Origin of the sequence: Microcoleus sp. BROC3 (assembly GCF_036702515.1) — a bacterium.
Lineage (GTDB): Bacteria > Cyanobacteriota > Cyanobacteriia > Cyanobacteriales > Microcoleaceae > Microcoleus.
This window is the reverse complement of the sequence record NZ_JAUBTQ010000044.1, coordinates 25,123-39,521: the sequence shown is the minus strand read 5'-3', so window position 1 is coordinate 39,521 and position 14,399 is coordinate 25,123. Positions and strand designations below refer to the sequence as shown.

Here is a 14,399-nt window from a genome sequence, read left to right as displayed (position 1 = left end):
CGCTAGTTACCTGTTTCGTCTTCTGTTTCATTGTCCGATTCAAGGGGGTCGCCAGCTATCCAACTTTCAACTGTTTGCTTTCCTTCTGACGTGAGGTAGTATTGATCGCCAGTTGACCTAAAATATTTCGTATTTTTGGAACTTCTCATAGCACGAATGAATGCCTGTGCTGATACTGATATTGTCTCAAATTTTTGTTTGAAGAAGTAGTATGCGTCATTGCACCGTACAGCTTTAGCGTTCCCCAATAGGTCAATAATAATCCACAAAGAAATCATCGCATAGTCGCGTGCCTTCGTAATGTCACATACTTTAAGTTTGCCAATTTCTACATCTTGTAGCACCCATTCGTTCAACTTATCCTTATCCTCATTACTAAATCGTTGTCTTTTCGTACCTGAACTCGGGCTTCGAGTCCAATACTCAAAGCCTGCATCAACGTTCTCATCTTTCATCATGCCGATAATGCGCTTAACCTCTTTGTCTCCATCATGGTTTAGTTTGTAGCCACTTCCTATCTCACTTAAACACTTCCGCGTATGTTCATCTACATACTTGGGGAAGTTGGTGGGGTCAAGAACGCTTGCCTTTTTAGCAGCCGTCTTAAAGTGATCTTTCGACGGAACAGGCTTCCTAAAATAGCGATAGTAAGCATCGGCATAGAGCAGAATAAAATATCTTTGCTGGTCAGCCCGTGTCTTACCTTTGAAGTCTTTTACCGTAGCTATCAGAAACTCGCCATCCACTTCAAAGTAAGGTGATCGCTCGTCATTTCCAGTTTGAGTATCCTCAACCTCATCAGCAGCATTTGCTGGTAGTTGCGGAAGCTCTTGGCTTTCAGTAAAGAGCTCATTAGTAGATACCATTTTTCGTGCAGGAATAGTAGAACTTTTTTGGCTCGGTGCGTCGTACAATTTCTGCAATGGTCGTGGCATCATTTCTGCTCCAATAAATGGAGCGAGTTCACTCACAGCATGATCTGTTACACTCAATTCGATGTGTTCTTCATAGTTTTTACCATTCTGCTTGACATTACGAACATACTTATTGAGTTGGCTGGAAGGCTGATTAGTTGTAACAGCAATAGCCTGACCACAGCCAAAGCATTTTGCTTTACCTGCAATCAACATTTTGTTACAATTAGGGTTAATACACTTTATCTGCAGTTCGCAAGCAGTACAAAAGTTGTATTCTGATGATGTTCCTGCACTACAATAAGGACAAGTAACTGTAAATGACATAAGTTATTTTTTTTAAATCTGTAATACACTGTAACACATATTACTTTTCGATACAATATTAAATATAAATTTAATTGGAAACTTTCAATTTAAGTTTTTTATTAGGTAAATTGACAATAAAAAATTAGGAGCAACTATTGCTCCTGTAGAATTAGGGAATTACCGTTTGAGGGGGCAAGCCCTAAAGCCCGCCCCATCAAACTATCGATTAGTAATCGAAGTCGCCGCCGCCCATGCCGCCGCCAGCGCCAGCAGCAGCAGCGCCATCCTTCGGTTCAGGCTTGTCAACGACGATGCACTCAGTTGTCAGCACCATACCAGCAATAGATGCGGCATTTTGCAGAGCAGAACGAGTCACCTTCGCAGGGTCAACGATACCAGCTTCAAACATATCGACAAACTCATTTGTCGCTGCGTTGAAACCAACGTTGAACGGCTTTTCTTTGACGCGCTCAGCAATCACAGCGCCGTTCAAACCAGCATTTTCAGCAATCCGCTTCAGAGGAGCAGCCAGAGCCCGTGCCACAATCAAAGCACCGGTCAATTCTTCGCCCTTCAGGCTGCTGTTAGCCCACTCTTCCAATTGAGGAGTCAGGTGAGCCAAAGTTGTACCGCCGCCAGGAACAATTCCTTCTTCGACAGCAGCTTTGGTTGCGTTGATCGCATCTTCCAAACGCAGTTTGCGATCCTTCATTTCTGTTTCGGTAGCCGCGCCGACTTTGATCACTGCGACGCCGCCAGCCAATTTGGCCAAACGTTCTTGCAGCTTCTCTTTGTCGTAGGAAGACTCGGTTTCGTCCATTTGACGGCGAATTTGTTCGCAGCGGGACTTAACGGCAGCTTCGTTACCTTCGGCAACAATTGTGGTGCTGTCTTTGGTGATGGTGATGCGGCGAGCTTTGCCGATCATGTCGAGCTTGGTGTTTTCCAGTTTCAAACCGGCATCTTCGGTGATTAGTTGACCGCCGGTCAATACGGCGATATCTTCTAACATGGCTTTGCGCCGATCGCCAAAACCGGGTGCTTTAACAGCAGTCACGTTCAACACACCGCGCAGTTTGTTGACAACGAGGGTAGCTAGAGCTTCTTTCTCAATGTCTTCTGCAATGATCAACAGCGGGCGGCCGGAACGAGCTACTTGTTCGAGCACAGGTACTAAATCTTGTACCAAAGCGATTTTCTTGTCTGTCAGCAAGATGAACGGTTCTTCGAGAATCGCTTCCATCCGTTCGGTGTCGGTGACGAAGTAGGGAGAAATGTAGCCTTTGTCGAAGCGCATCCCTTCGGTGATTTCCAATTCGGTGGTCATAGACTTCCCTTCTTCCAGGGAAATCACGCCTTCTTTGCCCACCTTGTCCATTGCGTTAGCAATCATTTGGCCGACTTCATCGTCGTTACCAGCAGAGATGGAGCCGACTTGAGCGATGGCTTTGGAATCTTCTACTTGTTTGGCGTGTTCGGCAATTTTTTCTACCAAAAACGTGGTTGCTTTGTCAACACCGCGCTTGAGGGCGATCGCATTTGCGCCGGCTGCTACGTTACGCAGACCTTCTTTGACCATTGCGTGAGCCAAAACGGTAGCAGTTGTGGTACCGTCGCCTGCTGCGTCGTTGGTTTTGGAAGCTGCTTGACGGATCAGGGCAACGCCTGTATTTTCTACGTGGTCTTCTAGTTCGATTTCTTTGGCGATGGTAACGCCGTCATTGACGATCTGAGGAGCTCCGAATTTCTTTTCGAGAACCACGTTACGGCCTTTGGGGCCGAGGGTTACGGCCACTGCTTCGGCCAGAATGTCCATACCGCGTTCGAGGGCGCGACGTGCATTTTCGTTGTAGATGATACGCTTAGCCATAGTTTTTGGGGATGAGAGGGTTTGAGATTTTGGATTGGGGATGATGGATTTTAGTCATTTGTCCCGTGTCATTAGTTGTTTGGCGGCGTTCGCTTTAAACTAATGACTGATGACTAAGGACTGATGACTAATGATTAATTAGTTAACGATCGCCAGAATGTCTTTTTCTGCAAGCAAGACGTATTCGTCGGTGCCGAGTTTGATGTCGGTGCCGGCGTACTTCGAGTAGAGAACTTTGTCGCCGACTTTGACTTCCATTTCAGTGCGACTGCCGTCGTCGTTGCGCTTGCCGGGGCCCACGGCCGCGACTTCGCCTACTTGGGGCTTTTCCTTAGCTGTGTCGGGTAAAAGGATGCCGCCGGCGGTTTTTTCTTCGCTAGCGCTTACTTTCACGAACACGCGCTCGCCTAATGGTTTAACGGTAGAAACACTCAGTGATACTGCTGCCATAAATAAATCTCCAGATTACAGATCCTAGTCAGTCAGGGGTCAGGGTCGCTATGAAAGCAACAGCCGACTGCTTACAACTGACATATTAGCACTCTCGACTCCTGAGTGCTAATTTAGCTTTAGTCAGGGGCGATCGCAACTTAGTTGTCAGTACGGGTTCCCGAACCGAGCATGAGTAGGAGGCAAGGAGAGGGGGGAGTGGGGGCTGTGGTGATGACTTTCGATCGCTAACCAATTACTTTTGATTGATGAAGACAATGACAGAAAATAACGAGGAATCTTGTAGCCAAGGCTTGAGCGCTTGCGTCCAAAGCCTGGGAATCGCTCAAATAGAGCGGCATATTTTTATCTGTGCCGACCAAACCGTGCCCAAGTGCTGCGATCGGCAAACCAGTCTGGAGGCGTGGAATTACTTAAAAAAACGCTTGCAAGAATTGGGGTTGGACAAGCCAAGTGCCGATCGACCAACCTGCATTTTTCGCACCAAAGCCAATTGCCTGCGAGTGTGCGCGTCTGGCCCGATTATGGTAGTCTATCCAGACGGAGTGTGGTATCGCGACGTTACTCCCCCTGTCATTGAGAGAATTATTCAGGAACATCTCCTAAACTCAAAGGTCGTTCGAGAATACGCTTTCTTGACTCATCCTTTGCCTGTGCCGACTGAGGCGAAGCCAAACATTTAAGTATAGCGCTGTTTAAGCTACAGGGTTATAGGTAAAGTGTTAAATTTAAGGTTAAGGGTGAGAATTTGAGACAGTTTGGCGTCCGGGCGATCGCACCTGCTAGAGTTCAATAAAACTGTAGTTAGGTTCTTGTCTTCCTGGTGCGGCTTCCCGTGCTCCTTGTGTTTCTCAAAAGGTACAGTAAAAAAAATAGATCGGAGGAACTGTGAAATTTTGTGCAAAAGTTTCTCAGTGGCAGACACTAAGCAGGTTGCCAAACTAAACTAGAAACAGTTAAATACGTAAGTAGGGAGTCTGCTTAAATTTCTCTATATCAGAAGTATCATTTAAAACTGGGGCATCAACCTGCAATTGAAGCGATCGAGATTAAATATTTAACTTGGGCTCTGTTAGGGAGTCTCCAATCAATCAAGGCCGATCTTGACAGGGCGATCGTCCATTACTGGTTTTGGCTGCGTTCCAGGTCGTAAGACACTCACAAACAGCCGTCGATTACAGGTTGGGAAGCGGTAATACCCGCCCCGCTTTCCCTCACCGCCATCCCTTCACACGACCGTCGTCCTCCACTCCCAGCCGGGTGGCGGGGGACTGACGGAAAAAACAGAAGTGAAAACAAGGAAGCGTGCGGGGTACTTTAGCGGGAATAAACATGACAAAGGACAATAATTCAGGAGAGCAAAAACGGCTGATGCTGGTTGACGACGACCCCAACTTGATCTTGCTCGTCAAGGATTACTTGGAGTTTCGGGGTTACAACGTCATTACAGCAGAAAACGGCAGAGACGCTCTGGAAAAACTAGAACAAGAAGTTCCCGACTTGATGATCTGCGATGTGATGATGCCGGAAATGGACGGGTACACTTTAGTCAAACACATCAGAGAAGACCCTCGTACTAGCTGGATTCCGGTTCTTTTCTTGTCTGCTAAAGGTCAAAGTTCAGACCGAGTAAAAGGCTTGAGCACGGGGGCTGACGTTTATATAGTTAAGCCTTTTGAACCCGAAGAACTGGTAGCTCAAGTAGAATCTTCTCTGAAAGCCGCATCCCGCTTGATTCGCCACCGAAATGAAGGTATTGAGAGCGGCCCAAAAATTAAGGCACGCCGCAATGTCGAATTGACTCCAACTGAGTTAAAGGTGGTTCAGTTGTTAGCGCAGGGTATGGCAAACCGCCAGATCGCAGACGTGATGAATGTCAGCCAGCGGACTATAGAAAGCCACGTCAGCAATATGCTGGGCAAAACAGGTTTGCACAACCGGACAGAGTTGGCTCGCTGGGCCCTTGAAAGCAAAAAGGCTTGATCGCGGCGCGGGGGTTCTCTGCTATGAAATCAGGGGAGCAAAAGGTACTGCAATGCGCTTCGGCATACCTGCTTGGCGGTAGGGCGGTAGGGCGGTAGCTTGAAGCCCAATTAACCTTGAAACCTCAGCCGCTATAGAGTTACAGGGCGTCGGGTTCGATCGTAACTGTCGATCGAATGCAAGCAGCGTTAAAAGAGCCCTCTGGCGGTAGAGCCGAAAATATGAAATACTGGGGGGATGGAGTTTTCTGAAGTTTAATCTATTGCCTCAGTTAGCTCCATGTTGCTAAAATGTGATATTTAGATTAACTTCTTTCTACAATTATTAGGTCTAAGTTTCTATGACAAACTTAATGAACCGCCTTTCTATTTTTGTGGACGGGAACAATATGTTCTACGCTCAACAAAAGAACGGTTGGTTTTTTGATCCTCGCAGGGTGCTCGAATATTTCAAAACTTCGCAGCCGAATGTCATCTTGATCAATGCTTTCTGGTATACGGGTCTGAAAGACCCCCAAGATCAAAGGGGATTTCGAGATGCTTTGATAAGTCTGGGTTACACGGTTCGCACTAAAATTCTTAAGGAATATTACGACGATGCTTCGGGCAGATATTCTCAAAAGGCTAATTTAGACATAGAGATTGTGGTTGATATGTTTAATACGGTGGATCAATACGACCAAGTAGTGCTCTTTAGCGGGGATGGGGATTTTGAGCGGGCGATCGAGCTGCTGCGATCGAAAAATACTCATATTACTGTGGTATCAACCGAAGGAATGATTGCTAGAGAGTTACGAAATGCTACTGATAGGTATATAGACCTAAATGAAATTAGGGAACATATCGAGAAGATGGATTATTAGTCAGTAGTTAGTAGTTATTAGTCATTAGTCAGTAGTCAGTAGTTAGTAGTTATTAGTCATTAGTCAGTAGTTATGGGTTATGGGTTATTAATTATTCGTTATTGGCGCGAAACACGGGACTGGTGCCCCCGCCCAAAAACGCATACTTGCTTTCCGAGAGGAGCCGCCAGTAGCCCAAAATTTTAGACTAAGGTTCAAGTTCCCAGATCGATCTGTGGAGTAAATCTCAAATCTAAAATCTCAAATCTCAAATCGACTGACTGGAGGCTAAAAATCCAGAAAAACGGACAAGTAAAAATCAGGAAAACACTTTTTTAGAGCTATGAAAACTCAACCAAGTCAAGACCGGATTATTATTTTCGATACGACTTTGCGCGACGGAGAGCAATCTCCGGGTGCATCTCTGAATGTGGATGAAAAACTGACGATCGCTCGCCAGTTAGCAAGATTGGGCGTAGATGTGATTGAAGCGGGTTTCCCTTTCACCAGCACGGGAGATTTTGAGGCAGTCCAAAAAATAGCCCGATCGGTTGGCACGGAAGATGGCCCGACAATTTGCGGTTTAGCACGGGCGAGAAAGCCAGATATTAAAACAGCAGCAGAGGCTCTGAAACCAGCCGCCAATGCGCGAATTCATACGTTTCTGGCTACATCTGATATTCACTTGGAGTATAAGCTGAAAAAGACGCGGGCTGAGGTTCTGGAAATTGTGCCGGAAATGGTGGCTTACGCTAAGTCTTTTGTGGATGATGTGGAGTTTTCGCCGGAAGATGCTTGTCGATCGGAACCGGAGTTTTTGTATCAGGTTCTAGAACGGGCGATCGCAGCGGGTGCGACTACTGTTAATATTCCCGATACAGTCGGCTACACGACTCCGAGCGAGTTTGGGGCTTTGATTCGGGGAATTAAGGAAAATGTGCCGAATATCGATCGCGCAATTATTTCGGTGCACGGTCACAATGACTTAGGATTGGCTGTTGCTAACTTTTTGGAAGCAGTAAAAAATGGTGCCAGACAGTTAGAATGCACGATTAACGGAATTGGCGAACGGGCGGGAAATGCGGCTCTGGAAGAGTTGGTAATGGCGCTTTACGTGCGGCGTCAATATTATAATCCGTTCTTGGGTCGGCCTGCGGATTCTGAGGAACCGCTGACAAATATTGACTCGCGCCAAATTTACAAAACTTCGCGCTTGGTTTCTAATTTAACGGGGATGTTGGTGCAGCCAAATAAGGCGATTGTGGGAGCAAATGCTTTCGCTCACGAGTCGGGAATTCACCAAGACGGGGTGCTGAAAAATAAGCTGACATACGAGATTATGGACGCTGAGTCGATCGGCTTGACGGAAAATCAAATCGTCTTGGGTAAATTATCCGGCCGCCACGCTTTTCACACTCGCTTGAAAGAGTTGGGTTTTGAAATGGCAGACGATGAGCTAAATAAGGCTTTTGTCAAGTTTAAAGATTTAGCGGACAAGAAAAAAGAGATTACTGATTGGGATTTAGAGGCGATCGCCAATAACGAAGTGCACCAAGCACCGGAACTGTTCCGGTTAGAATTGGTGCAGGTTTCTTGCGGTGACAAATCTCGCCCGACAGCAACTGTCACTGTGCGGAATCCGGCGGGCGAAGAATTGACCGATGCTGCGATCGGCACTGGGCCTGTGGATGCGATTTACAGGGCAATTAACCGCGTGGTAAACGTACCGAACGAGTTGATAGAGTTTTCTGTACAGTCGGTGACAGCGGGCATAGATGCGATCGGCGAAGTAACAATTCGCTTGCGCCACGAAGGCAAAGTATTTTCCGGCCACTCGGCAAATACCGACATTATCGTAGCCTCCGCAGAAGCATACATCAGCGCTTTAAATCGCCTGTATCAGGCATTGCAGTCTAATCCTGAAAAAGCCTCGGAACAGCCAACTCAGATCGGAAATCAAGTTGTTGCCAAAGCACAGCGCTGATAAATTTATTGTCAGCCATTTTTCTTGAAACAAACCGCAGACGAACGCACATAACAGCAGATATATCTAAATAAATCTGCGTTAATCCGCGTTCATCTGCGGTTAAAAATTATTTTTTTTAGCAACAACAAACCCTAAAAAATGCAAGAAGAAACTTTAAAAAAAGAGCGGCAATTCCACGATGCTTGGGCATCCACAATCGATATTGACGGCATTCGAGTCAATGATTACTTTGAAGCTTGTACCGCCCCAGAAAATAGATTTATCGTCGAGCAAATGGGCGATATTACAGGCAAACGCCTGTTAGATTTAGGCTGCGGCGCGGGAGAAAACAGCGTTTATTTTGCGAAAAAAGGTGCGAATTGTGTGGCAGCCGACTATTCTCAGGGCATGGTAGAAGTTGCTCTGAAATTGGCTGAGAAAAACGGCGTCAAAATAGAGGGCTGCACTGTAAATGCAATGGCTATAGATTTCCCGGACAATAGTTTTGATATTGTTTACGCTTCTAATTTGCTGCACCATTTGCCAGAACCGGAAAAGGCAATTCGCGAAATGCACCGCGTGCTGAAGCCTGGAGGTAAAGCTTGCTTTTGGGACCCGATGAAGCACAATCCGGTGATTAATGTTTACCGCAGGATGGCGACTGAGGTGCGGACGGAGGATGAAAGTCCTTTGGATATTAATATTGTAAATTTTGTCAAGTCTTTGTTTTCCGAGACGGCTTATGATACGTTTTGGCTGACATCGCTGTGGATTTTTTTGCGCTTTTATTTAATCGAAAAAGTGCATCCAAATGAGGAGCGTTATTGGAAAAAGATTATCATTGAACAAGAGAGATTGAAACCGGAATACTCTCGATTGGAAGGGTTGGATGGGTTTTTGAAGAAGTTGCCTTTGATGAAGCGCTTGGCTTGGAATTTGGCTGTTGTGGCAACGAAGTAATTAAAAGAAGTACAATAAGTCAAAGCATTTAATTAAGAGGCTAATTATGCCAGAAACTATTACTGCTATCTACGAAAACGGGGTTTTTCGTCCCTTGAGTCCTTTGTCATTGAATGATGGGGAAACTGTGGAAATCACTATTGTAGCGGAAGTTTCGCAGGAAGAACTCAAGGGTGATCGCGAAAAAGCGATTAAGTTGATGGATTTACGGAAATTGATGGGTTTGCCAACAAAACAGTTTAAGCTAGATGCAGCCGCAGAACAAAAGCGGCGCGAACTGTTTGAAAAACTTAAGGGAAGAGTGGGGAAACCTCTTTCTGAAATCGTTATTGAGGATCGGGGCCCGTGGTAAATGCCTATTTCTTAGACACCAGCGCTTTGGTTAAACGGTATGTGCCTGAATTGGGAAGTAATTGGATTCAATCCATTACTGTTCCTGCAGCAGGTAACTTTCTCGCGATTTCTCAGATTACTTGGGTGGAGGTATGCAGCGCTTTTTCACGCCGTCAACGAGAGGGTAGTCTATCTGTCGATGAGGTTGACCAACTTTTGGGAGATTTTCGCACGGATTTTGACAACCAGTATGAAGTTCTTGAAGTCGATCGCACTTTGATAGAAACAGCGGGCGCACTGGTGATGCAAAACCCGCTGCGGGCTTATGATTCGGTGCAATTAGCGTCAGCTTTGCGCGTTCAATCTACTCTCGTTTCCGTGCCAGATACTCAACTGGTTTTTGTTTCGGCGGACAACAGATTGCTGGATATTGCTCAGTCGGCAGGGTTGGCGATCGACAATCCTAATAATTATCCGTAATCAAGCTGTTGGTAGTGAGGAATGCAAGTCTTCATACCAATCAGAGGACTAAAGTCATCACTAGAAACTAATTTTAGTGCGATCGTTATTTAGAGAATTTCTTTCAAAATTTTAAGTAATATTTGATTCTGTTCCTCCGTACCTACACTAATCCGCAATTTGTCTTCTAATCGCGGCTGATTGAAGTATCGAATCAATATTCCCCGTACTTTCAGTGTTTGATAAATTCTTTCTGCATCGCCGTTTGGTGGCCGCACTAACAAAAAGTTGGTTTGCGAGGGCCAAACTTCAAAGCCTAATTCCTGGAAGCTAACGGCTAGTTTTGCTCGCGAAGCCTTAATCTTTTCGGCGTTGGCTGTTTTGTGGTCTCGATCGGCGATCGCAGCCGCCCCCACTGCATAGGCTAAAGCATCCACATTATAGCTGTCTTTGATTTTATTTAATTCTGCCAGCAGCGCCGGATTTGCTATGCCAAAACCCAGCCTCAATCCTGCTAGGGAATAACCTTTTGAAAGCGTCCTCAAAACTATAACATTACTGTAGTTTTTTGTCAAGTTCAAAGCATTGTCATCGGCGAAATCTACATAAGCTTCGTCGATGACAAGAATACCCGATAACTCTTTAGCCAGTTTCTCCAAATCTGCAACAGATATGGCTGTTCCCGATGGACTATTCGGCGAGGCTACAAAGGTCACTGCCCCTCGGGCTGCTATTAGCAAATCGACTGGTAACTTGTAGTCGTCGGGATAAGGAACTTCAACAAATTCTGCATCTTGAATTTGTGCCAAAGTGCGGTACAATACATAGGTTGGCGCGGGACAAACAATCTGTTTCCCAGATTCGCCCACAGCGCGAACTATCAAGTTTAATAAATCGTCGCTGCCGTTACCTACAACAATCCAATCATCAGCCACTCCCAAAACTTGACTAGCAGCAATACGGAAACTTTTGCCAGTAGGATCGGGATAGCGCCGCAGCATTTCTCCGTCTATTTGCTGAAGCACTTTTAAGGCTTTGGGAGAAGGCGGATAGGGATTTTCATTAGAATTTAGTTTAATAATTTTTGTGCCTAGCGGTGGCTGTTCCCCCGGCACATAGCCAGACATTTCGTGGATGCTTTTGCGAAAGTAATTCATCTATATAATTGAGTTTTGTGGAACGGGCATCTTGCCCGTTCTTGATAATGGCGCAAGATATATTGAGTTTTGTGGAACGGGCATCTTGCCCGTTCTTGATAATGGCGCAAGATATCAAGTTAAAAAGATTATATCAAACAATTAGTGACTATCCGCGTTATACCCAAATCCATTAACTTTTGCATCTCTGCTCGATCGTCCACCGTCCAGGCCACAATGTCAACTCCCTGACTCCGGCTTTCTTGAATTAGTGCGGGGTTTTCCAGCAACACGCGATACTGGCTGCTAATCAAATTATCCTGATGCGCCACAGCTTGAGCTAATTGAGTTTTGTACGCTTCTAGATTAGCAACAATGTGTCCGATCGCCAAATCGCCAGATAGCCGTCGCACTTGTTCCAGAAATCCAGCGTTAAAGGAGGTAATAACGCATTTGTGTTGGATTTCTTCGCCCTTCAAAGTATTGACAAAATCCGCGACATCTGCGTCAGACCACTCGCAGTGAGGTTTGACATCAAAGTAAAGAAATTTGTCAACCTTTTTGAGTATGGTTAATGCGGCTTTTAAAGTAGGAATTTTTTCTTGTGAAAATTCATCGCTAAACCATTTTCCCGCATTAAGTGTCTGCAATTCAGACAGAGTGTTTTCCCTAACTTTGCCAGAAACTCCAGTGATTCTATCTAATGTTGCGTCGTGAAAAATCACTGGTACGTTGTCGGCGGATAGCTGGATGTCAAATTCGATCGAATGAGCTCCACGGGCGATCGCCAGTTCAAAAGCTGCTAAAGTATTCTCGGGGGCGATCGCCGAAAATCCCCGATGTGCGATAATTTCTAAATTCACTGTTTTGTACCCTCTAAAAACTCTGCCACAGTTTGATTAAAAGTTTCGGGTTGAGTCAAAAAAGACCAGTGATTCCCCGGTACTTTTGCAACAGTAAGATTTTTCAAGTATCTCTTGTATGGCTGCATTTGCCAAGCCATGCGATTTACGCCTTTTTCCGGCTGTACAAACAAAGTCTGGATATCAATATTTTCAGTTAAACCAGCAACTTTCATCACTTCTGCAAATATCTGATTTCTGGCTGCAATCGTAAATTTACTGCCCCACTTTCCGTCCGATTTTTGTTCGATTTGGTATTGGAATACCATTTGCTGCAAGTCACTCCAATCTGCGTATTCTCCCGATTGTTTTGCTGCTGCTTCTGCTTGGGATAAAGTCGCAAACGGGCCCACACATTTGAGACAGTCTAATTTTCGGTAAACAATTGGCAGAGTGAGTTTCATCGCGGCGGGCATTTTAGTGATGAAGATGGGGTCTACTAAAATCATACTGCAAAAGCGAGCCGGATTTTGCCTCGCCCAAATCGCTGCTAGTTTTCCCGTCCAAGAATGTCCTAAAATGTGGGCGTCAGGCCAGTTGAGATGTGCCATCAAAGCTTCTAAATCTGCGATCGCACTTTCAAAAGTATAGCCTGTTTTCGGTTTGCTACTCTCTCCGTGACCGCGCATATCTGGCGCTACAATATGATAGCGGTTGGAGAAATAATTGCCCAAGCTACTCCAGACACACGCACTATCTGCTAAACCGTGCAGCAGCAGCAAACGCGGAACTTTTTTTTTACCTGTTTCTGGCTTCCATTCTAGGTATGAAAGTTCCATTCCTGGCAGGTGCAAAGTGTTACGCATTGGCATAATAGGGGGGGTTTATAGTTGGAGAAATGTGATTTAAGTTTTTTATGAACAGGCAAGATGCCTGTTCCACAAAGAGTGAATTTTCTTCTACTGTTTTCATAAACAGGCAATATCCCTGTTTCACAAAGAATAAATCTTCTTGTGGGGTGGGCTTCTAGCCCGCCCTTATTTCCTAACCTTTGCCCTTCAAACTCAACAAAATAAACTGAGTTTTCTGCGCTTCATCAAAATTGTCATCGCTGACCAAAACTAGACTCTGGCTGCCATCTGGCAAGCGCGGGCCGAGGGTCATCCCCTCTAAATTGTACAGCGGAATTCCGAGTTGGCTTAAGTCTAGCAGCAACTTTTTCTTAACAGGTTCGACTGCCACTCGCCCTTTAAAACTCTGGATTCTCGAAGTATCTGTAGCCGCCCCAACCGCTACTTGATAAATCCTAGCGCCGTATCCCGACAGCCCAAAAGAACGTTCTAAACTCAGAATCTGACCGCCACCGACAGTTACTAATTCTGTTAAACCGTTCAAAACAGTCATGGGAACTTGGTCTAACTTGTAAAGATTTTCCGATACTAATTGCGGCGTTTTATCGACGATGACATAATGTAAAAGACGGAGTTTATTTTCCTGTTCCGGGTCTAAATCTTGCATTAACGGCGCTTCCGTAGCTGCAAACAAACGAAACGGATCTAGACCGCCCGGACTAAAGGTTTCTGGGTCGATGGTTAAAGATTCAAAACCTAAATTGTCCACCACTCCTTGCTGCTGTTTTTCATCGCTGGCATCGGGAATATAGCGCTTTGGTATCGGCAATTTTCCCCGCATTTGACCTGTTTGGAGGTCAAATTCACCGAGAAAAGGAGGGATGCCAACATGAGTAACGCCTTCGCTGGCGACAAATACTGAATGGCGGGGAGAAAGGGCGATGCCTTCGGGATTGATGGAACCCCAAGAGAAGGTTTCACCGTCTGCTTTTTTGAGGGATGTAACGCCTTCAACGGTAACTTTTTTCAGGCGAATATTTGCTGGATCGCTTGATGTGAGGTCGAGTCGGAGACTGTAAAATCTCGCTTCTCCGTTTTCGCTGGGGTCGTCGGAAAGAGCGTAAAAGCGATAAGCTTTGGAAGTGACTGCGCTAATACCTTTGGGGTCGTAGGTAATTCCTGACAAACCGCCGATTGGTACTCCTTCAAAATTCATTTTTGGCAATAGGTACTCGCCCAAAAATTCTAGGGACATTTCTGGAAAAGAGCGGTCTTTTGCAACTGCGGGAGGGGGGGCGCAAGCTGTGCAAACAGTTAAGAGAATTAGGGCTAGACTGAATAAGCGTAAAATTCGTTGGCGAAGCCCTCGAAGAGGATCGCCCAGCGTCTTTAAATCCCAATAATTGCTCAGTGCGGTGACATTTATTTTATTGCTCTTGTTGAACAGTTTGCTTTTGTGCCATCTTTGTGACATAATTTATACCG

14 protein-coding genes are annotated in these 14,399 nt (G+C 45.6%); 7 read left to right on the top strand and 7 right to left on the bottom strand.

Annotated features, from left to right (window positions below):
* Positions 1-2 precede the first annotated feature (2 nt).
* The 3 genes from QUB30_RS24315 to groES form a co-directional block, all read right to left on the bottom strand.
* Entirely contained in the window at positions 3-1,241 is a 1,239-nt protein-coding gene (locus tag QUB30_RS24315) for a zinc ribbon domain-containing protein (RefSeq protein WP_333338646.1), read from the bottom strand.
* Positions 1,242-1,449: 208 nt separating this feature from the next.
* The gene (groL, locus tag QUB30_RS24310) at positions 1,450-3,093 is read right to left on the bottom strand and encodes a chaperonin GroEL (protein ID WP_015174510.1); all 1,644 of its coding nucleotides are present in this window, start codon (positions 3,091-3,093) and stop codon (positions 1,450-1,452) included.
* 138 nt (positions 3,094-3,231) lie between these two features.
* Entirely contained in the window at positions 3,232-3,543 is a 312-nt protein-coding gene (gene groES, locus QUB30_RS24305) for a co-chaperone GroES (RefSeq protein ID WP_006633072.1), read from the bottom strand.
* 257 nt (positions 3,544-3,800) lie between these two features.
* Between groES and QUB30_RS24300 the strand changes: the two genes are divergently transcribed.
* From QUB30_RS24300 to QUB30_RS24270, 7 genes are all read left to right on the top strand, one after another.
* A complete protein-coding gene (locus QUB30_RS24300; RefSeq protein ID WP_333338643.1) occupies positions 3,801-4,226 on the top strand; it encodes a ferredoxin in 426 nt (141 codons plus the stop codon).
* Between the two features lie 649 nt (positions 4,227-4,875).
* Complete coding sequence (locus QUB30_RS24295; protein ID WP_333338640.1) at positions 4,876-5,526, top strand: response regulator transcription factor; 651 nt, start codon at positions 4,876-4,878, stop codon at positions 5,524-5,526.
* Positions 5,527-5,866: 340 nt separating this feature from the next.
* Entirely contained in the window at positions 5,867-6,388 is a 522-nt protein-coding gene (locus QUB30_RS24290; protein ID WP_006633075.1) for a LabA-like NYN domain-containing protein, read from the top strand.
* Between the two features lie 322 nt (positions 6,389-6,710).
* The gene (locus QUB30_RS24285; RefSeq protein WP_333338637.1) at positions 6,711-8,351 is read left to right on the top strand and encodes a 2-isopropylmalate synthase; all 1,641 of its coding nucleotides are present in this window, start codon (positions 6,711-6,713) and stop codon (positions 8,349-8,351) included.
* Between the two features lie 141 nt (positions 8,352-8,492).
* Positions 8,493-9,293 carry a class I SAM-dependent methyltransferase gene (locus QUB30_RS24280; RefSeq protein ID WP_333338634.1) on the top strand — a complete coding sequence of 267 codons (801 nt, stop codon included), beginning with the start codon at positions 8,493-8,495 and terminating at the stop codon, positions 9,291-9,293.
* A 46-nt stretch (positions 9,294-9,339) separates the two neighbouring features.
* A complete protein-coding gene (locus QUB30_RS24275; RefSeq protein ID WP_333338631.1) occupies positions 9,340-9,645 on the top strand; it encodes an antitoxin family protein in 306 nt (101 codons plus the stop codon).
* Positions 9,639-10,106, top strand: a complete 468-nt coding sequence (locus tag QUB30_RS24270; RefSeq protein WP_333338628.1) for a type II toxin-antitoxin system VapC family toxin — start codon at positions 9,639-9,641, stop codon at positions 10,104-10,106. Before QUB30_RS24275 ends, QUB30_RS24270 begins: the two co-directional genes overlap by 7 nt.
* A gap of 89 nt (positions 10,107-10,195) precedes the next feature.
* Here the strand turns inward: QUB30_RS24270 and hisC are convergent, their stop codons facing one another.
* The 4 genes from hisC to QUB30_RS24250 all read right to left on the bottom strand — a co-directional run bounded on the left by hisC (position 10,196) and on the right by QUB30_RS24250 (position 14,388).
* Positions 10,196-11,242, bottom strand: a complete 1,047-nt coding sequence (hisC, locus tag QUB30_RS24265; RefSeq protein WP_333338626.1) for a histidinol-phosphate transaminase — start codon at positions 11,240-11,242, stop codon at positions 10,196-10,198.
* Between the two features lie 128 nt (positions 11,243-11,370).
* Positions 11,371-12,084, bottom strand: a complete 714-nt coding sequence (locus tag QUB30_RS24260) for a glycerophosphodiester phosphodiesterase family protein (protein WP_333338623.1) — start codon at positions 12,082-12,084, stop codon at positions 11,371-11,373.
* Positions 12,081-12,935: an alpha/beta hydrolase gene (locus QUB30_RS24255; protein WP_333338619.1), complete on the bottom strand. Its 855-nt coding sequence runs from the start codon at positions 12,933-12,935 to the stop codon at positions 12,081-12,083. Before QUB30_RS24255 ends, QUB30_RS24260 begins: the two co-directional genes overlap by 4 nt.
* A 172-nt stretch (positions 12,936-13,107) precedes the next feature.
* A complete protein-coding gene (locus QUB30_RS24250) occupies positions 13,108-14,388 on the bottom strand; it encodes an esterase-like activity of phytase family protein (RefSeq protein WP_333338616.1) in 1,281 nt (426 codons plus the stop codon).
* Between the last annotated feature and the right edge of the window lie 11 nt (positions 14,389-14,399).